Below are 18945 nucleotides of genomic sequence, written 5' to 3'. Positions count from 1 at the left end.
GGGAGGTGGGGGAGGGCGGTGTGAGGCCGGATGCGTACGGCCCTGACGTTACGGTGGCCGGGTGACGACTCAGGTGATCGTGCTCAACGGTGGATCGAGCTCCGGCAAGTCCGGCATCCTGCGGTGTCTGCAGGAGGTCCTGCCGGAGCCGTGGCTGGCCTTCGCGATCGACGCGTTCGTCGACTCCCTGCCCGCGTCCCTGCGGGCCGCGCTGGTCTCGCCGGACGGCGGGGTGAGCGTCGGACCCGACTTCACGACGCTGCAGACGGCGTGGCGGAAGGGGGCCGCGGCGACCGCGCGTGCGGGCGCCCGGATCATCGTCGACGACGTCTTCCTCGGCGGGCCGCACTCCCAGGAGGAGTGGCGCGCGGTGCTGGACGGCCTGGACGTGCTGTGGGTCGGCGTGCGCTGCGAGGCCGACGTCGCCGAGGGCCGGGAGATCGCGCGGGGCGACCGGGTGCACGGAATGGCGCGGAAGCAGGCGGAGCTGGCGCACCAGGGCGTGGTCTACGACATGGAGGTCGACACCACGCACACCGAGTCACTGGAGTGTGCGCGCACCATCGCGGCGGCCGTCGTCAGCGGCTCCCGGTGAGGTGCGCGAACACCACCACGTTCCCCTTGTAGCCCGTCGAGCGTGAATATCCCCCGCCGCAGGTGATCACCCGCAGCTCGGGGCGGGCGGCGGCCCCGTACACCTTGGCGTCGGGGAAGTGGCGGGCGTCGTACACCTCGACCGCGTCCACCGCGAACAGCGCCGTGCTGCCGTCCCGCCGGGCCACCTCGATACGGCTGCCCTTCTGCAGGGCGCCGAGGTCGTAGAAGACGGCGGGGCCCCGGGAGTTGTCGACGTGGCCGGCGACGACGGCCGTGCCGCGCTCGCCGGGGGTGGTGCCGGCCTCGTACCAGCCGGCGAGATTCTTCTGCGCGGCGGGCGGCACGTCGAGGCTGCCGGACGGGGTGAGGGCCAGGCCCATCAGGGGGGCGTCCACCCGGATCGAGGGGATACGGATGCGGTCGGGCGGGGAGGGCGGCAGCGCGGGCGCTGCGGGTGGTTCGCCCCCCTTGCCGGTGCGGGCCTGCGCGGCGGACGGCTGCGGCGGGGCCTGCGCCCCGGTGTCCGTACCGAGCAGCCAGGCGCCCGAGCACAGGGCGATCACGGTGACGGCACCTATCGCGGTGTTGCTGATTCGGCGCACGCGGGCCTCCTGCGGGACTGGGCGGACGGGCCCGGTCCCCTCCGGGCCGCGAGGGGGAGCGGACGGACCCGGTCCCCCTCCGGGCCGCGAGGGGCGTCGGACCCGGAGGGGGAGGGACATGCGGTACCGGTGGACGGACAGCGGAGGGTGTCCGTCAGATCCCGTCGCCTCTCGCCCGGCGATGCAGGAGCCAGGTACCGCCCGCGGCGGCGACGGCGAGAGCCGCCACGCCTGCCGCGGTCTGTACGGGATCGGGGCCCAGAGCGCCGCCGACCCCCGTCTTCACACTTCCGCGCGGCGCCTGTCCGCGCGCCTCGGCCGGGGCCACCGTCAGATCGCCCTTGATCGGCCGGCCGCCCTCGGCGCACTTCGCGACGATCTCGTACGTGCCCGGCTGCGCGCTCGACGGCACCCGGAACTGCCCGATGGCCTCGTTCTCGTGCGCGCTCGGCGCCAGCGTGAAGACGCCCGCGCCCACCGAGCCGGCGTCCCCTGCCGCCGTGCCGCCCGCGCAGCCCGCGGCGTTCACGGTGACCTGGCCGCCCGGTACGGCCGAGGAGGGGAACACCTCCAGGCTGGCGCCGCCGGCCGCGTACACGGGCGCGGTGAGGAGGCCTGCGGCTGCGACGGCGAGCGCGGTGCCGGTCAGCAGTCGGGCGGTACGTCGCATCGGTGCTCCTCCGAGCTGTCTTCGGTGTCGTGCCTGTTGGTCCTGTGGGTTGTCCTGTTGCCTTTCCGAGGTAAGTCGCAGCGCGCCGAGCCCGCTTCCTGAAGGGGCGTCAGAAACGTGGTGAATGGGTGTCAGGTCGGTGCGCGCGCGGGTGACTCGGGGGGACTTCTCGCAGGTCATCGGCGTGGGGCGGGGGATGCCTCAAGAGCACCCGAAGGGCGCAGGGCGGGCGTGTGAACGGGTGACCCGGCGCCCGCGGCGCGGGCTTGACCTCAAGCAAGGTCGAGGTACGAGGGTGTGAGGCATGCAGATCACAGAAGCGCCCCTCGCCGTCACCGTCGTCGTCGGAAGCAACCGTCACGGGCGGTTCGGCCCCGTCGTCGCCGACTGGCTCCTGGACCGGATGCGGGACCGGGACGACCTGGCCCCCACCGTGCTGGACGTGGCGGAGGCCGACCTGCCCACGACCTTCGCCCCGACCACCGAGGCGCGCGCGGCCCTGTCCGCCGTCACCCCGAAACTGGCCGCCGCCGACGCCTTCGTGGTACTCACCCCCGAGTACAACCACTCCTACCCGGCCGCCCTCAAGAACCTCATCGACTGGCACTTCACCGAATGGCGCGCCAAGCCCGTCGCCTTCGTCTCCTACGGCGGCATCTCAGGCGGCCTGCGCGCAGTAGAACACCTCCGCTAGGTCTTCGCCGAACTCCACACAGTCACCCTCCGCGACACGGTCTCCTTCCACAACGCGGCCACCTCCTTCGACGGGGGCCGCCTCAAGGACCCGACGGCGGCCAACGCTGCGGCGAAGGTGATGCTGGATCAACTGGTGTGGTGGGGGCGGGGGTTGAGGGAGGCTCGGGGGAAGCGGGGTTATCGGGGGAAGGGGGGCCGGGGGGTTCAATTTTAAAGTAATGATTCTGTAAAGCCATCCGGCGATCATTCGCAATCTAGACGAAATCGGTCGGACCCTCTCTTGATCTTTGATGGACATGAACATCAAATGATCACTAGTCGTGCACAGAGTGACCAGTGATGTGCGCGTTGTGTACGAGGTGGGGGAATGCTGACCTCTGTGTCTGCGCGTGCGCGCATTTTGATCGTGCTGTTGGTGCTGTCCGTCGTCGCGGGCGGCGGCTGGCTCATCAAGGTGACTGCCGATGGCAGTTCGGGAGCCGACAATCACGCGTATCGGGGTCCTCAGCCTGCGGCGCACCGGCAAGCGGTCACTCCCGAGCAGCGGCGTGAGCAGACCAGGGGCCGTGCGAAGCCGGTGAAGCCGCGCGGTCTGGCCACGACGAGGAGCAAGCCAGCGACGGCTGCCCAGATCGCTCTGCTGAGGCAGAATCAGCGCCAGTTGACAGCTCCGGGCCCCAAGCCACCCGGAATCCCTGCCGCATCGGGCGGCACGGTCAGTCGGGCCTCTTTCACGACCCGTGCCGGGGCGGCCGCTGCGGCGTCGTATTCAAGTGGTGCCCTGTACCAGGTGTCAGCCGACCCGTTCGGTAACACGGCCGCGCAGCAGGGCGGTTGGCTGATGGCGCTGGGCAACCACATTGGTGCGGCGGTGCCTGGTGAGCCGGTGCAGGTGTCGGCGGCGATCTGGCAGTCCGGCGGTGCGGACACCGAGGTGCACCCGGTAAAGGTCCGCTGGAAGGTGGACTACTACGGCTGCCGGCTGAGCAACGACGACGTCCAGACCTACGACTTCGGGCAAACGGTCCAAGCGCCGACGTTGAACACGGACAAGACGTTTCCCGTGGTCAACGCCTCGTTCACGGTACCGACGACCGACTGCACGCAGCAGGTTCCGAGCTACACCGTCTGGGCCTGCACCACGGTGACGGACGATCCGACGGACACCGAGTCCTGCGGCTCGTACAACATGTTCTACATCGTCCCGTCTCTGCCCGACGGCGCCGCGTGCAGCGCGGTGTGCGGCGACGCGAGCGGCGCGGCCGGTACCACGGTGATGCGTGCCGATCCGGTGAACACGGCGACGGGTGCGTTCACGGAGGCGTTCAGCGACGCACAGGTCCCGTCGCCGGGTGTGCCGTTGTCGGTCGGACGGGTGTACTCCTCCGACAACACCCTCACCGGTGCGCTCGGCAAGGGCTGGCAGCTGCCGTGGGAGACGCGGCTGCAGATCGGGGCCAACGGCGACGCGGTGCTGATCGGTGAGGGCGGATCTCGTCATACGTACATCAAGAAGTCGGGCGGGACGTTCACGACGCCGGGCGAGGCGCGCTCGACGCTGGTCGCGGACGGCAGCGGCTACAAGCTGACCACTGCCGACCACACGGCGTACGGCTTCAACGCCTCGGGGCAGTTGACCGCGGTGAAAGACCGGACCGGACGTGGTCTGGATCTGTCCTACACCGACGGCAGGCCCACCACGATCACGGATGCGGCCGGGCATGCGGCCAAGCTCGCCTACGTGGGCGGCCTGTTGGACAAGGTGACGCTCGCGGACGGCCGAATCGTCGACTACAGCTACACCGGCGATCAGCTGACCGGCGTGACCGCGCTGGACGGCAAGACGGAAAACTACGGTTACGACGCGTCAGGACGCCTGAACAAGGTGACGAACGCGCGTGGCAAGCAGGTCACGTTCAACGTCTACGACACCCAGGGCCGTGTCCTGACCCAGACTGATGCCCTCGGCCACGACACGAAATTCGCGTACTCCAAGAACGGTGTGTTCGACCAGGTCGACGTCACAGCGCCGGACGGCGGTGTGTGGACGGACGTTTATTACAAGAACGTCCTGTTCACGCAGATCGACCCGTTGAACGGCAAGAGTTACTACCGCTACGACAAGTTCTTCAACCGCACCAGCGCCATTGACGCGGAGATCCGCGAGACGCAGTTCGACTACGACAGCTCCGGCCGGCTCAAGGGCCGCTCCAACTCCGCCTCCGACGAGGGCTGGTCGTACGACGCCAACGGCAATGTCGCCTCGTACACGGACGGCGAGTACAACACTTACGAGTACGGCTACACCAACGACCAGCTCACCTCCGTCACGGATCCGCTGGGCAAGAAGACCTCCTACGGGTACAACCCCACCAGCCGGCTACTGGAGACGGTCACTACCCCGCGCGGCAAGACCACCACCTACGCCTAATGCCGACGGCAGCCTGAAGTCGGTCACCACGCCCCAGGGGTACAGGACCAGCTACACCTATGACCCGTCGGGGCGGTTGAGCACGGTCGTCGACCCGCGCGGCAACGTCAGCGGGGCGGACCCGGCGAAGTACACGACCACCTACACCTACGACGACGCCGATCGCATCAAGACGATCATCGACGCCCGCGGCCACACCACCTCGTACGACTACGACGACGTCGGAAACCTCCGCACGGTCACCGACGCGCTCAAGCGCACCACCACATACGACTACGACGACGCGGGCCGCCTGAAGACGGTCACGGACCCGGCGCAGAAGCAGACATCGCTGGGGTACGACGCGGCGGGCCGACTGGCTCAGGAGACCAATCGCCGGGGCGCCGTCGTCACCTACCGGTACGACAAGGCGGGCAACCAGACCCAGGTGGTCACGGCCCGCGGCCACGCTCCCGGAGCCACCGCGGCGGACTTCACCTGGACCATCGGCTACGACAAGGTCGGCAACCGCAAGACCGTCACCGACCCGCTGGGCAAGACCACAGCCTTCACGTGGGACGCCGACAACCGCCCGCTGTCGGTCACCGACCCGCTCAGCCACACCCGCAGCGTCGCCTATGACGACAACGGCAGCGTGGTCAAGACGACCGACGGTCTCGGCCATGGCATGACGCTGACCTACGACGACGACAACCGGCTGCGGACATCGAAGACCTGGGCCGGCTACGTCACTTCCTACGAGTACGACGACGACAACCACCTGTCGGCCGAGGTCTCGCCGGAAGCCGAGCGCACCACCTACACCTACGACGACGACGGTCACCTCGCCACCGCCGTCGACCCGCGCGGCAATGCCACCGGCGCCGACCCGGCCAAGTACACCTGGTCCTACGGCTACGACGCGGCAGGCAACCCCGCCACCCTCACGGACCCGCTCGGCCACCAGCAGTCCACCGGCTACGACCCGGTCGGCAACGTCTCGACGGTCACCGACGCCCGCAACAAGCAGACCGTCTACGAGTACGACGAGCTCAACCGTCCGAAGACGGTTACCGCCCCGGACTCCGGGTCCACCAGCTTCACCTACGACACGGCCGGTTTCGTTGAGACGAGCACCGACGCCAACACCCACACGACGACGTACGGCCACAACGCCGAGGGTCAGCTGACGTCGGTCAAGAACCCGCTGGGCAAGACCGTCTCGTACGAGTACGACCTCGACGGCAACCGCACCAAGTACACCAACGCCCGCGCTCAGACCACCATCACGACGGTCGACGCCCGCAACCTGCCTACGCAGATCACGTATTCGGACGGCACGGCGAAGCAGACCTACCTCTACGACGACGCGGGCCGCCCCAAGACCGTCACCGACGCCACCGGCACCCGCAGCCTGACCTTCGACGACGACGACAAGATCCTCACGATCACGGCGCCGGGCCAGAGCAAGCCGTTCAGTTACGTCTGGAACACCGACGACACCCTCAAGTCGCGCACCTACCCGGACGGCCGGTCCACCAGCTACACCTACGACAAGGTCGGCCGGACCAAGACACAGACGACCAACAGCAAGGCCATCTCATACGGCTACGACAAGGCGGGCAACCTCACGGCGGTCACCCTGCCCACCTCCACGGCCCGCGCCGAGAACCGCACCTACGACGAGGCCGGGCGCCTGGCGACGCTGACCACACCGACACTGAGCAACACCTACTCCTACGACGAGAACAACCGCCTGATCGCCGACAAGCCCGGCACCGGCTACCCGACCCGCTACGCGTACGACGACGCGGGCCGCATGAACCACACCTGCACGGACACCTCGGCCACGTCGTGTCTGACCGGCACCGCGGGCACCACCTACGCCTACGACAAGGTCGGCAACCTCAAGACGGCGAGCACGTCCAGCTCCACCACCACGAACTCCTACGACGCCGGCGACCAACTGCTGTCGACGACCAACGGCACCACCACCACGTCGTACGGCTACGACGCCGACGGCAACCAGACCAAGGACGACGACGGCACCTACGCGTACGATCCCGCAGGCCGGGTCAAGACCGCCACCATCGGCAGCAACAGCTACGCGTTCACCTACGACGCCGACGGCAACCGCGCAAGCGTCAAGAAGAACAACACCCTCGCAGGCACCTCCCTGTGGGACCTCAACAACGCCCTGCCCCAGATCGCCACCGACACCAACGCCTCTGGTGCACTGGTTGCCGACTACCAGTACGACCCCGACGGCACGGCCCGCTCGATGGACCGCACCGCCGGCAGCTACTACTTCACCCAGGACCGCCAGCACTCCGTCAGCGCCGTGTACAGCGCGGCCGGCGCAGACAACTACCACTACAGCTACAGCGCCTGGGGCACCCCGACCGGCAAGGCCACCATCACCAACGGCCAGACCAGCCCCTACGGCTACACCGGCCAGTACAAGGACCAGTACCTCCCCGACCGCCTCCAGCTGCGGGCCCGCTCCTACGACGCCACGCAGCGCCGCTTCACCACCCAGGACCCGATCGGATCCGCAGCGGACAACCCCAACCAGTCCGCCTACAACTACGCCGACAACGACCCCGGCAACCTGGCCGACCCATCCGGCAACTGCCCGATGTGCATCGGCGCGGCCATCGGAGCCGTCGTCAGCGGCGGCGTCTACGCCCTCTCACACCAGGACGACTTCGACTGGGGCGACTTCGCCGCGGCCACCGGGGAAGGCGCGGTTGTCGGAGCCGTCGGCGGCTTCCTCGCTCCCGCAGGCACCAGCCTCGCCACCCAACTCGGCTTGCAGGGCGGCAGGGCCCTCGCAGTCGCGACGGTGACCGACGCCGCCATCGGAGCAGGCCTGACCTGGGCCATCAACACCGCCCAATGCCAGCCCACCACCCCGGGCGACCTCCTCGTCGGCGCCCTCACCGGCGGACTCGGGAACCTGATCAGGCCGGCGTGGGCGTGGGGCAGGAACCTGTTCCGGGGAGTGAAGCTCAGCCATCCGAGTGCTGGCATCGCGCAGCCTTTGCTAGGGATGCAGCCCGCACGGACCGATGGCGTCGTGCTACACGGCCACGGTGGGTACTACGGGCATGGCACCTTCGAAGTTCCTGAAGGCACATCTGTATACATGTATGTGAAGGACGGCAGGAGGCTCGACGCAAAGATCGGTCTGATCATTTCCGCTGGCAACGGAAGAATCGAACCGGTCCAGATCTACGGGCCAGGGCAGACCATTCCCAACTACACGCTGTCGCCACTGGGCAGGCACCCCGAGACGGGATGGCCCATGAAGTACCGCGTAGGGTCTAGGGTCGTGGATGACGACACGCTGCTGAGCGATCTGCTGGAGCCCAACATGGGAGTCTGTCACTGGGTTGCATGCCGACGCCCTGGAGCCGGAAATGGCTGAGTACGAGGATCTGTCTGCCTACCGGGACGGTTACTCGCCGTTCGAGATGATCAACGTCGGATGGCTCGGAGTGTCACGGGGTATACCGGTGTCCGGAGCTCCCCTGGTTGACCGACTCGTGGAGCGGCTGGCTCAGGAGGTGAAGATGCCTCGCAGTGTGACGCTCGGTAGCCACGACTGCGAGTTCTGCACCGAGGAGGACGGGCAGGGTGGGAACGGTGAAATTCACATTTATTCCACCAGTCATTCGGTGGTGTTTTGCGCTCCGCTGCTCATCCTTCACTACGTGCGGCATCACGGATATACCCCACCAGCGAGCTTCTTGGAAGCGCTCGATTCCATCGATGATTCCCTCCAGTGGGACTCTAGGGCGGAAACATTGATGGCCATTCTCGCGGATCCGATGGGTCACGCAGGTTGGCGTGCGAACGCCCTATATGACCTGCCGAGATGGTACGGCGACGAACGAGCCTACAGGGCTGTTGTTGCTTCGGTCGATGATGAGCAGATCCGCGAGATAGACGAATACGAACTGGGTATGTCACTGTCACGATTCTGGATCAAGGCTGGAACGATTGATGCGGCCGTCTATCGGCGCCTGTCACCGGCGACTCAGTCCATTATTAAGCAAAGTGTTTTCTAAAGCCTGTTGCGTATCGGCGATAACGCTCAGATCCGGCCATTAACGGGACCGGCACCACCGCTGGCACCCCGGCCAGTGGCGACGCGTCTGGTGCCGGACCCATTTGGAGTGCCACCGCTGATCCGCATGGGTGACTTTGGCACCCGTCCGTAGGGGGTGTCGGCAGGGCGCGCCCTGCCGGTCCCGACGCGTCCCCTCGGAGGCGTTGTCGGGGCCGGTACGTCGTCTCCCCTGCGAGGGCAGAACCGTCGCCGCCTTACCAACCTGGCCCGCGGCGACGAGACGTGGGAGGCGGTGGCCAAGACGGGCGAATACGTCCTGCGCCCCACCTGCCTGGCTCTCGCCAGCGACGCCCTCGCCATCCGTTCTTGCCGAGGTCGGTGACTGCCTCCGCTCCCGCGTTCGCTTTTAGTGCGTCGACGGATGGTGCTTATGCGTTGACCTCTGGAGGTGATCACTATGCGAATATCAAAGACACGGCTAGGGATGGACATCCGGTCAAGGCCCAGTACTACCGCTTGAATAGTTCCGGCACACTCCGCACGCTTTGGGAAAAGAGAGGCTACGGATACAGCAGTACCAGTGATTACGGGTCGAACGTGCTTGAAATAAAGGCCTGCGAGTACATCAACAACTGGCCTGACGATTGCAGTGCGTGGGACAACGACTGACGATTCTGAATGCGTAAAAGGGAGAGTCTTGTGGAGATGAAGAGAATGGTTGCGGCCGGGATCGCGGTAGCTGCGCTGGCGATGTCTACGCCGGCGTTCGCTGGAGAGCTTGACGCTTCGACAGGCGGTGCTTATGCGTGGACATCCGGGAATGTGCGCCATTACGCGAATATTAAGGACACAGACAAGGATGGCCACCCCGTCAAGGCTCAGTACTCGTATCCGTACTTCAGCGAAACAGTCCACACCTTGTGGGAAAAGCGCGGTTACGGGTACTCGACCAAAAGTGCCCGTCACGAAAGCGAAATTTGGCGCATAAAGGCGTGCGAATATATAAATAATTGGCCCGACGACTGCAGTGGCTGGGATTCGGACTGAATCGCATCCGATCTAAGCAAGAAAATGAGAGCAGGGATCTTGGAAGCGATGGATGTGGCAGTTCTGGAGATAGGTGAACTGCATTACCGGATCAAAGATCGAGTGATCCTGGATTCGGTTGATCTGACGGTCAGGGCCGGAGAGTCCGTCGCGATTTCGGGACCGAGCGGTAGCGGTAAGTCAACCCTGTTGATGTGTGTACTGGGTCTGCTCAAGCCACTGGCCGGAGCCGTGCTTGTTCGTGGTGAGCGCATGGACTCTCTTGTCGGTCGGCGGTTGCTGCGGCACCGGCGGGATTCGATCGGCATGGTGTTCCAGGCCGGTGAACTGCTCCCTGAGCTCACACCGGTGGAGAACGTTGCGATGGCAGGGCTGTTCGCCGGGATATCTCGAGCAGACGCGTTCGGCCGTGCCCAGGAATTATTGCGCGAGCTGAGCGTGCCACCGGATGCGACCGATACGAGTTCTCTTTCCGGAGGCGAACGCCAGCGCGTCGCCGTGGCGCGCGCGTTGATGAACAAGCCTGCTCTCTTGCTCGCGGACGAGCCCACGGGAGCTCTGGATTCGGTGGCCCGCCAGTCCGTCGCCGATCTGCTCTACAGTCTGCCCGAGCGCTGGAGCTGCGGCCTCGTGGTGGTAACGCATGACGACACCGTCGCCTCCCGCGCCCAGCGCCGCCTCCAGCTTCAGGACGGACGTCTGATCCCGGCTCCGGAGCCCGCATCGGCGGGAGCTGCGTCATGAAGAGTCGTCCGCTATTGCTGCAACTGCTGCGAGCAGGCTGGAGAACGACATTCTCGACCGAAGCTGGGCGTCTGCGTTTCTGGGCGCTCGGCTCGGCCACCTGCCTCCTCGCACTCGCGCTCGGCGGCCTGGCGCTCGCTCACGCCACGTATGACGGCCGTGAGATCCGGGGAGGGGCTCGTGCACCGCAGATCATCAGCGAGGAGCAGCGGAACGAAGCCGTGGCGTTGTGGTCCTGGGGGAGCGATGACGTCGACGGACGCCAGCACAGTGTGGTCTACATCGAGCCAATGAGGTCGAACGCGCCACTGCCGCCGGGCCTCAGCCATTGGCCCAAGCCAGGAGAAGCAGTGTTGTCTCCGGCTTTGCTGAAGGCTGGACAGCGAGAGGGCATCAGAACCCGCTACGGCAAGCTCGCCGGCACGATCGGAGCGGAAGGCCTGGAGGCGCCGGAGGAGCGGTTCGCCTATGTCCGGCCGCGCGCCGAGTTGTTGGACCGCAAAGACATGCATCCCGTCCGAGCTTTCGGACTCCATCAAGGAGGCGTGGCCTCGCTGGGCGAGAGCATGTCCATTCCGGGCTTCTCGGTCTTCGCCGCGGGACTGGCGGGGTTCGCGCTCTTGCCTGCCGGCGCCTTCGCCCTGGCCAGTGTGCGCATCGGCTCAGTAGTTCGGGAGAGGAGACTCGCACTCTTCCAAGCTCTCGGGGCAGGAAAAACTTCACAAATTGTCTTCACCGTGGGAGAAGTAGCGGCGCCAGCGCTGTGCGGCCTTGCCGGAGCCGCCGTACTCATGAGTCCCACCCTCATCAGCAACGTACGGTTTCCTTGGACCGAATTCACACTCAGCGCTCAGGACGCCCGCCGGGCTTTGCCTTGGCTTGCGGCTTCAGGGGCCCTTGCGGTCGTAATGATGGTGGCAGCGGCCGTAGTGCCTCATCCGTCACGTCGGCCTTCAGAAGGATCGACCCGCCCAGTACCCCGATTCCAGCGCCAACGCGCCTGGCTGCCCTGGCTTTTCCCTTTCGCGATGCTTTTCGCAGTACGCGGTTCGGAACTCGCCGGTGACGACCTACGCCTGCCTGTGTATGCCGCAGGCGTTGCGGCGGTGCTGCTCACTCTGCCTTCTGTCATTGCCGTGTTCACGGGATGGGCGGGCACAGGCATTGCTCAAGCGGGCAACAAGCTCGGCCGCCCGGGGATGCTGGTCGCCGGGCGCAGGATGGCAGCGCAGACAAGGGTGACCGCCCGTTTTGTGGCGGCCGTGGTCGTCATGATCGGGCTGGTGGCCCAGACCCAGCTCTGGACGTGCCTGTTGGGGGAAAACGCGGCCAACGCCATGGCCACGAAAGATCGTATAAGCACTTCACTCCTCGTCGTCTCGCCTTATCCCGACAGCGAGGCGCGGCTACGAGACTTCACTGCGGCCTTGCCCTCTGGCGTCGAGTTGCTCGCGGCCCAGGAGGTCTCACCCGGTGAGAACACCGCACGCCTCACCCTCACCGGATCCTGTACGGCACTCACGGCGCTCAAGCTTCCATGTTCCGCCGCGACACCGGCGACGAGTAGGCAGAGGCAGACGGCACGCGACGTACGTGTCTCTGAACTCCTCCGGTGGACCGGAAATGAGGCAGAGGGCCAGGTCGTTGCCCGGCAAGGCCGCGTGGATGGGGTTCACGCTGAAGACGAATCACCGATTCTGATCGCTGTCGACAAATCGGGAGCTAACCTGCGCGTATCGGCTCTCAAGGAGACCGCGCGAGCTCACCTCGACATGCGCGCCAATGCCGAACCTCTCGGCAACAGTTGGCTTCTGGGTGCCAACGACCTGGAAGTATCCGCGTCCTGGGTGCGATTGCTCGGTCTGATCGGGGCCTGTCTCACCGTATTCGCCATGGGTTTCACGGCACTTGCCGAATTTCTGCGGTTCGGACGGGAAGTGGCTCCGCTCTCAGTGCTGACGGGTGGCAGGGGAGTCTTCGGCGCTGTCGCGGCGTGGTCCTTGGTGCTCCCCACCCTGCTGGCGGCCGTGTTCGGAAGCGTTGTCTCCCTTTGGCTGACGGCTCCCATCACGGTGGGCGGCATGCAGCCTGTGTCCGACAGCCTCTATCTCGTCCTAGCAGGGGGAGCGAGTGCGAGTGCCGTGGTGCTCTGCCTGTGGGCATGGCGTTCCGCGAACCGCCTGGCTGCGTCCTGGAGACCGTCGGCCGACTGATCGATCGGGTTGATCGCGCCGTGCGGCCGGGTTGCGTTGCCACCCGGCCGCACCTGAAAAAGTCCCGGCTCAGTTCACGTTCACCGCGCTCCAAGCAGCCCCCACCGCGTCGTACTCAGCGCTCCCCGCCCCGTACAGATCCTTCGCGGCGTTGAGGGTCGCCGTGCGGGCGCCCGCGTAGTCCGTCGAGGAGGTCATGTAGACCGTCAGGGCGCGATACCAGATCTGGCCGAGCTTGTCGCGGCCGATGCCGGTCACCGTTTTGCCGTTGGAGGTGGGGGAGTTGTAGCTGACGCCGTTGATGGTCTTGGCGCCGCTGCCCTCCGCCAGGAGGTAGGCGAAGTGGTTGGCGACGCCGGAGGAGTAGTGGACGTCGAGCTTGCCGACCGAGCTGCTCCAGTAGTCCGCGGACTGGCCGTCCTTGGAGGGCTTGTCCATGAAGCGCAGCGCCTTGGCGCCGAAGCCGGGGCGGACGATCTTCTCGCCGATCAAATAGTCCCCGGGGTCGGAGGAGTTGTTCGCGTGCCACTCGACCAGCGTGCCGAGGATGTCGGACGTCGCCTCGTTCAGCCCACCGGACTCGCCCGAGTACGTCAGCGCCGCCGTCTTGGAGGTGACGCCGTGCGTCATCTCGTGACCGGCCACGTCCAGGCCGACCATGGGCCCGAGCGTCGTACCGTCACCGTCGCCGTACGTCATGCAGAAGCAACTGTCGTCCCAGAAGGCGTTGTTGTACTTGTTGCCGTAGTGGACGCGGTTGTAGGAACCCTTGCCGTCGTCGCCGATGCCGTTGCGGCCGAAGACGTCCTTGTAGAAGTCCCAGGTCATGTTGGTGCCGTACTGCGCGTCCACGGCGGCGGAGGCGCGGTCCGAACTCGTGCCGTCGCCCCAGTGGTTGTCCGCGTCGGTGAACACCGTCGAGGGGGCGCGGGAGATGCAGATGCTGGTCAGGATGCACAGGTCCGACTGGCCCGCCGCGTCACCCGTGTACGTCCCGCCCCGGGTCGCGTCCTTGAGCTGGTACGTCGATCCCGACTGCGTCGTCTGCAGCGGCACCGTCCCGCTGTACAGCGACTTGCCGTCGCCCGTCGCCGTCTCGATGTCGTCCCAGGCGTCGATCTGCGAGCCGGTGTGCGCGTCCGTGAGGACGGTGCGGGAGACCGGGTTGCCCATCGAGTCCTGCGCCACGACATCCGTGCGCCACGCCAGCTTCGGCGCCCCGTGCAGGGCGTCGACGACCAGCTGGGGCTTGGCCGTCAGCTTCTTCAGGGTCTCGCCGAGATTGACCGCCCGCAGCGCGTTCGCCGCGAGGTCGGCCGCCTTCGGCGCCGGTATGGAGGGGTCGACGGAGGCGAGGGATATCTTGCTGCGCGTCGCGCGGTCGGCGTTGCGGTAGGCACCGTCCCGTGCCACGTGGACCACGAAGTCGCCGCCCAGGACTGGGAGGTGACGGTACGTCCGGTCGTAGCGCACATGCTGGGTGCCGTCGCTGTCGACGATCACGTCCCGCACCTTCGTGCCCTCGGCGGAGGTGAGCTGGAGGCTCGCGGCGTGCTTCAGCAGCGCCGACGCCGCGTTCTCGATCGCGTCCGCCCTGGTGGGTCGGTCGTCCGCGACGGCGGCGGGGGACAGTGCGGAGGCCAGCAGGGTGGCGGTGGTTGCGGCCACGCCGAGTGCGGCCAGACGACGGGAGCCCCGGACGTCGATACGTATCCGACTCATCGATCTCCTCGAAAAGGCGCCAGGGGCGCGTGGGGGGAGCGCTTGCGCTGACTGAGATGGCTTATTGACTTTGATTTAAGGGGCCATGACAGATCAAGGTCCATAGCGCGGACGAGGAGGTATGTGAGGAGAGAGGATCGTTTTTGTGAGGTTCCGAGGACTACTTCCGCACGGCCTCCAAGCGCACCGCGCACGCCTTGAACTCCGGCATCCGCGAGGTGGGGTCGAGCGCGGGGTTGGTCAGGGTGTTGGCGCGGCCCTCGCCCGGCCAGTGGAAGGGCATGAAGACGGTGTCGGGGCGGATCGCGGTCGTGATGCGGGCGGGTGCCACCGCGCGCCCCCGGCGCGAGACGACCGCCACCGGGTCGCCCTCCGCCGCCCCGAGCCGCGCCGCCAGCCGCGGGTGCAGCTCCACGAACGGGCCCGGCGCCGCGGCGTTCAACTCCGCCACACGCCGGGTCTGCGCACCGGACTGGTACTGGGCGACGACCCGGCCGGTCGTCAGCAGCACCGGGTACTCCTCGTCCGGCTCCTCGGCGATCGCCCGGTGCGAGACGGGGACGAACCGGGCCCGGCCGTCCGCGGTCGCGAAACGGTCGAGGAAGAGGCGCGGAGTGCCGGGGTGGGCGTCCACGGACCCGTCCGCCGATGCGCCCGGTTCGCCCTGAGGGCACGGCCAGAACACCCCGTTCTCCTCCGCCAGCCGGCGATAGGTGATCCCGGAGTAGTCGGCGGGGCCGCCCGCACTGGCCCGCCGCAGCTCCTCGAAGACCTCCTCCGGGTCGGTCGGGAAGCCCTTCTCCACGCCGAGCCGGTCGGCGAGTTCGTGCAGGACCTCCAGGTCGCTGCGGACGCCCTCGGGGGCGGTGATCGCCCGCCGCCGCAGCAGGACGCGGCCCTCCAGGCTGGTGGTGGTGCCGGTCTCCTCCGCCCACTGGGTCACGGGCAGGACGACGTCGGCGAGGGCCGCCGTCTCGGACAGTACGACGTCACACACCACCAGAAGGTCGAGCGACCTGATGCGCTCCTCGATGTGCGCGGCCCGCGGAGCCGACACCACCGGGTTGGAGCCCATCAGCAGCAGCGACCTGATGTCCGTGCCCAGGGCGTCGAGCAGTTCGTAGGCGCTGCGTCCCGGCCCGGGCAGCGAGTCCGGGTCCACGCCCCACACCTCGGCCACATGCCGCCGTGCGGCCGGATCGTCCAGCTTGCGGTAGCCGGGCAACTGGTCGGCCTTCTGGCCGTGTTCGCGTCCGCCCTGGCCGTTGCCCTGCCCGGTCAGACAGCCGTAGCCGGACCGCGGGCGGCCCGCCCGGCCGGTGGCCAGGCACAGATTGATCCACGCGCCCACCGTGTCCGTGCCCTTGGACTGCTGCTCGGGCCCGCGCGCGGTCAGCACCATCGCGTCCGCGGGCTCGCAGAACAGCCGTACCGCCTCGCGCAGTTGGGGAACGGACACCCCCGTGATCCGCTCCACCTGCTCCGGCCAGTGCGCCATCACCGCGGCCCGCGCCTCCTCCCAGCCGTCGGTGCGCGCCTGGACGTACTCCTCGTCGACGCGCCCCTCCGCCACGACCAGGTGCAGCAGACCGAGCGCGAGGGCGAGGTCGGTGCCCGGGCGGGGCGCGAGGTGCAGATCGGCCTGCTCCGCGGTCCTGGTGCGGCGCGGGTCGACGACGATCAGCGTGCCGCCGTTCTCCTTCAGTTCGGTGAAGAAGCGCAGCGACGGCGGCATGGTCTCGGCGAGGTTCGACCCGACGAGGATCACGCAGCCCGTCCTCGGGATGTCCTCCAGCGGGAACGGCAGCCCGCGGTCCAGGCCGAAGGCCTTGGTGCCCGCGGCCGCCGCCGAGGACATGCAGAAGCGCCCGTTGTAGTCGATCTGCGAGGTGCCGAGCACCACCCGGGCGAACTTGCCGAGCGCGTACGCCTTCTCGTTGGTCAGCCCGCCACCGCCGAAGACACCGACCGCGTCCGGGCCGTGCTCCGTACGCGTCCGCCGCAGTCCCTCGGCGATCCGGTCCAGCGCCTCGTCCCAGCCGGCCGGCACCAGCGTGCCCCCGGAGCGCACCAGCGGGGTGGTCAGGCGCACCCGGGAGGAGAGCAGGGCCGGTGCCGTACGGCCCTTGCCGCACAGCGCGCCCCGGTTCACCGGGAAGTCCGTCCGCTCGCTCACCTCGACCGTGCCTCCGGGCACGGGCGTCAGGTTCATCCCGCACTGCAGGGCGCAGTACGGGCAGTGCGTGGGCGTCGCTGAGGTCTGCATGTCCCTCAGCGTGCTTCGGCCGTGTTACGTGCGGGACGGCCCCCTGTTACGCGGGCGGGACGGCGGCCTCCCGGCTCCGGCCGCCCCGGCGTGAGCGTCCCGTTTCCGCACCGTCACCGGGCGCTCGCCAGCGCCTTCGACACCCCCGTCTCCTTCGGTCCGAGGAAGCGCGGGTCGGGGTGGAACACCGCGTCCAGGGCCGCCTTGCCCGCCGCGAGGACCTCCCGGGTGCCGCCGTAGTACCAGGTGATGTCGTGCTTGTCCTGGACCCCGATGCCGTACGAGCGCACGCCCGCCGCCTGGCACAGGGCGACCGCGCGCCGGATGTGGAAGCCCTGGCTGATCAGTACGGCCCGGTCGACGCCGAAGATCTTCTTCGCGCGGACGCAGGAGTCCCAGGTGTCGAAGCCGGCGTAGTCGCTGACGATCCGTTCGCCGGGGACGCCGTGCCGGGTGAGATAGGTGCGCATGGCGTCCGGCTCGTCGTAGTCCTTGCGGCTGTTGTCGCCGGTGACCAGCACGACCTTCACACGGCCGGCGCGGTACAGCCGTGCGGCCGCGTCCAGCCGGTGCGCGAGATAAGGGGAGGGCTCGCCGTCCCACAGGCCCGCGCCGAAGACGACGGCGACGTCGGAGCGCGGTACGTCCGCCGTCGTGCGCAACCGGTCGCCCGTGACCAGGTACATCCAGGTCGCCGGCAGCAGCGCCAGCACGCACCCGGCCATCACGGCCTGCAGCAGCCGCCGCCGACCGGCACGCGTGCGTGGCAGACGTGGTCTGCGCATGGGACGCCCCTCTCCCTCACGACACTTGCGACGCCGAAGCCACCGCATCGACAGTCAGAGACGTCCCGTCACCCGCATCGGTTCGCCGCCTACCACGTGACCAGAAACACTTCGCGCGAGGAAACCGCAGGTCACCTCGGTTCACAGTCCTCACCCACGCCACCGTGAACTGCCGGAAAACGCCCGTCACGCGCGCGCAACGGGACGGCAACGTGACGCCGACACCATCGGCGCATGACAGCGACGCGCAGATCACCGGTTCCTCGCGGCCACTTCCCGGCCGGGCCGTGGGCACCCCCGCCCGCGCTCGTCGTCGTGGCGCACGGCAGCCGGGACCCGCGCGCACTGCGCAGGGTCGGCGCGCTCCTGGATCGCGTACGGCAGCAGCGCCCCGGTCTGCCCGTGCACCTCGGGCACATCGAACTCAACGAGCCGCTGCTCCCCGACACCCTCGCCTCCCTCGGCACCGCCGACGCGGTCCTGGTCCCCCTGCTGCTCAGCCGCGGCTACCACATCAAGCGGGACATCCCCGAAACGGCCGCGAAGTCGGCGGTACGCGCGCGCGTGGCCGGTGCCCTCGGCCCGCACCCCCTCCTCGTGGACGCCCTGTGCGCCCGGCTCGCCGAGGCGGGCTGGCGCACCCCCGCGGACGACCCCACGAACGACCCCGCGGAGGCCCCCGCGGACGAGGAGACCCGCCGCAGCAGCGCCGTCGTCCTCGCCGCCGCAGGCTCCCGCGACCCGGAGTCGAGGGTCGACACGGGCCGCACGGCCCGGCTGCTCGCCGAGCGCCTGGGCGTCCCGGTGGTCCCCGCCTACGCCAGCACCGCCGCGCCGACGGTCCCGGACGCGGTACGGGCGCTGGCCGCGAGCGGCCGTCACCGGGTCGCCGTGGCCTCGTACTTCACCGCCCCCGGCCGCTTCGCGACGGAGTGCGCCGAGGCCGCCCCCTGGATCGCCTCGGCCCCCCTCGGCACCCACCCGGCCATGGCCCGCCTGGTCCTGCACCGCTACGACCAGGCCCTCGCCACCCGCGCCACAACGTCCGGGCCCGCGCTCGCCTCGGCCTGAAACGGCACCTGACGTCCCGATTGTCGGTCCGTGCCTCTACTGTCGGG

13 protein-coding genes and 1 pseudogene are annotated in these 18945 nt (G+C 68.0%); 9 read left to right on the top strand and 5 right to left on the bottom strand.

Features of this window, described 5'->3' with window-relative positions; all coding sequences use genetic code 11:
* The first annotated feature begins 61 nt into the window (after positions 1-61).
* Positions 62-595 (top strand): chloramphenicol phosphotransferase CPT, encoded by a 534-nt coding sequence (gene cpt / locus JYK17_RS12460; RefSeq protein WP_108007660.1) that lies wholly within the window; start codon positions 62-64, stop codon positions 593-595.
* Here the strand turns inward: cpt and JYK17_RS12455 are convergent.
* Positions 579-1199 carry a class F sortase gene (locus tag JYK17_RS12455; protein ID WP_108007661.1) on the bottom strand — a complete coding sequence of 207 codons (621 nt, stop codon included), beginning with the start codon at positions 1197-1199 and terminating at the stop codon, positions 579-581. The two genes, cpt and JYK17_RS12455, sit on opposite strands and share 17 nt — an antisense overlap.
* A 154-nt stretch (positions 1200-1353) precedes the next feature.
* Positions 1354-1869: a hypothetical protein gene (locus JYK17_RS12450; protein WP_108007662.1), complete on the bottom strand. Its 516-nt coding sequence runs from the start codon at positions 1867-1869 to the stop codon at positions 1354-1356.
* Between the two features lie 304 nt (positions 1870-2173).
* Between JYK17_RS12450 and JYK17_RS12445 the strand changes: the two are divergent.
* From JYK17_RS12445 to JYK17_RS12385, 7 genes and pseudogenes are all read left to right on the top strand, one after another.
* A pseudogene (locus JYK17_RS12445) lies at positions 2174-2779 on the top strand (NADPH-dependent FMN reductase).
* A gap of 576 nt (positions 2780-3355) precedes the next feature.
* Positions 3356-4996 carry a DUF6531 domain-containing protein gene (locus tag JYK17_RS12440; protein WP_222810374.1) on the top strand — a complete coding sequence of 547 codons (1641 nt, stop codon included), beginning with the start codon at positions 3356-3358 and terminating at the stop codon, positions 4994-4996.
* Positions 4997-5072: 76 nt separating this feature from the next.
* A complete protein-coding gene (locus tag JYK17_RS40470) occupies positions 5073-8405 on the top strand; it encodes a putative adhesin (RefSeq protein ID WP_441350879.1) in 3333 nt (1110 codons plus the stop codon).
* Complete coding sequence (locus JYK17_RS12400; protein WP_108007666.1) at positions 8398-9048, top strand: DUF7919 family protein; 651 nt, start codon at positions 8398-8400, stop codon at positions 9046-9048. The genes JYK17_RS40470 and JYK17_RS12400 overlap by 8 nt, the downstream gene beginning before the upstream one ends.
* Before the next feature lie 701 nt (positions 9049-9749).
* The gene (locus tag JYK17_RS12395; protein WP_128803021.1) at positions 9750-10097 is read left to right on the top strand and encodes a hypothetical protein; all 348 of its coding nucleotides are present in this window, start codon (positions 9750-9752) and stop codon (positions 10095-10097) included.
* Between the two features lie 48 nt (positions 10098-10145).
* Positions 10146-10841 carry an ABC transporter ATP-binding protein gene (locus tag JYK17_RS12390; protein ID WP_108007667.1) on the top strand — a complete coding sequence of 232 codons (696 nt, stop codon included), beginning with the start codon at positions 10146-10148 and terminating at the stop codon, positions 10839-10841.
* On the top strand, positions 10838-13054 hold the full coding sequence (locus JYK17_RS12385; RefSeq protein ID WP_222810373.1) for a hypothetical protein: 2217 nt from the start codon (positions 10838-10840) through the stop codon (positions 13052-13054). Before JYK17_RS12390 ends, JYK17_RS12385 begins: the two co-directional genes overlap by 4 nt.
* A gap of 69 nt (positions 13055-13123) precedes the next feature.
* Here JYK17_RS12385 and JYK17_RS12380 read toward each other — a convergent pair whose 3' ends face one another.
* The 3 genes from JYK17_RS12380 to JYK17_RS12370 form a co-directional block, all read right to left on the bottom strand.
* Positions 13124-14776 (bottom strand): M4 family metallopeptidase, encoded by a 1653-nt coding sequence (locus JYK17_RS12380; protein ID WP_108007669.1) that lies wholly within the window; start codon positions 14774-14776, stop codon positions 13124-13126.
* Positions 14777-14936: 160 nt separating this feature from the next.
* On the bottom strand, positions 14937-17042 hold the full coding sequence (locus JYK17_RS12375) for a molybdopterin oxidoreductase family protein (RefSeq protein WP_222810372.1): 2106 nt from the start codon (positions 17040-17042) through the stop codon (positions 14937-14939).
* Between the two features lie 113 nt (positions 17043-17155).
* On the bottom strand, positions 17156-17827 hold the full coding sequence (locus JYK17_RS12370) for a SanA/YdcF family protein (RefSeq protein ID WP_222810371.1): 672 nt from the start codon (positions 17825-17827) through the stop codon (positions 17156-17158).
* Between the two features lie 234 nt (positions 17828-18061).
* On the opposite strand from JYK17_RS12370, the gene JYK17_RS12365 reads away from it, so the two are divergent.
* On the top strand, positions 18062-18898 hold the full coding sequence (locus tag JYK17_RS12365) for a sirohydrochlorin chelatase (RefSeq protein WP_222810370.1): 837 nt from the start codon (positions 18062-18064) through the stop codon (positions 18896-18898).
* The last annotated feature ends 47 nt before the right edge of the window (positions 18899-18945 follow it).

It is taken from the genome of Streptomyces plumbidurans, assembly GCF_019857225.1.
GTDB classification, from domain to species: Bacteria; Actinomycetota; Actinomycetes; order Streptomycetales; family Streptomycetaceae; genus Streptomyces; species Streptomyces plumbidurans.
This window is presented reverse-complemented; position numbering and strand designations above follow the sequence as displayed.

What these genes read in the sequence shown, in the direction of transcription:
- JYK17_RS12390 (WP_108007667.1), top strand. Translation starts at nt 10,146, where the DNA reads ATGGATGTGGCAGTTCTGGAGATAGGTGAACTGCATTACCGGATCAAA.
- JYK17_RS12380 (WP_108007669.1), bottom strand. Translation starts at nt 14,776, where the DNA reads ATGAGTCGGATACGTATCGACGTCCGGGGCTCCCGTCGTCTGGCCGCA.
- JYK17_RS12375 (WP_222810372.1), bottom strand. Translation starts at nt 17,042, where the DNA reads ATGCAGACCTCAGCGACGCCCACGCACTGCCCGTACTGCGCCCTGCAG.
- JYK17_RS12450 (WP_108007662.1), bottom strand. Translation starts at nt 1,869, where the DNA reads ATGCGACGTACCGCCCGACTGCTGACCGGCACCGCGCTCGCCGTCGCA.
- JYK17_RS12365 (WP_222810370.1), top strand. Translation starts at nt 18,062, where the DNA reads ATGACAGCGACGCGCAGATCACCGGTTCCTCGCGGCCACTTCCCGGCC.
- JYK17_RS12400 (WP_108007666.1), top strand. Translation starts at nt 8,398, where the DNA reads ATGGCTGAGTACGAGGATCTGTCTGCCTACCGGGACGGTTACTCGCCG.
- JYK17_RS12370 (WP_222810371.1), bottom strand. Translation starts at nt 17,827, where the DNA reads ATGCGCAGACCACGTCTGCCACGCACGCGTGCCGGTCGGCGGCGGCTG.
- JYK17_RS12385 (WP_222810373.1), top strand. Translation starts at nt 10,838, where the DNA reads ATGAAGAGTCGTCCGCTATTGCTGCAACTGCTGCGAGCAGGCTGGAGA.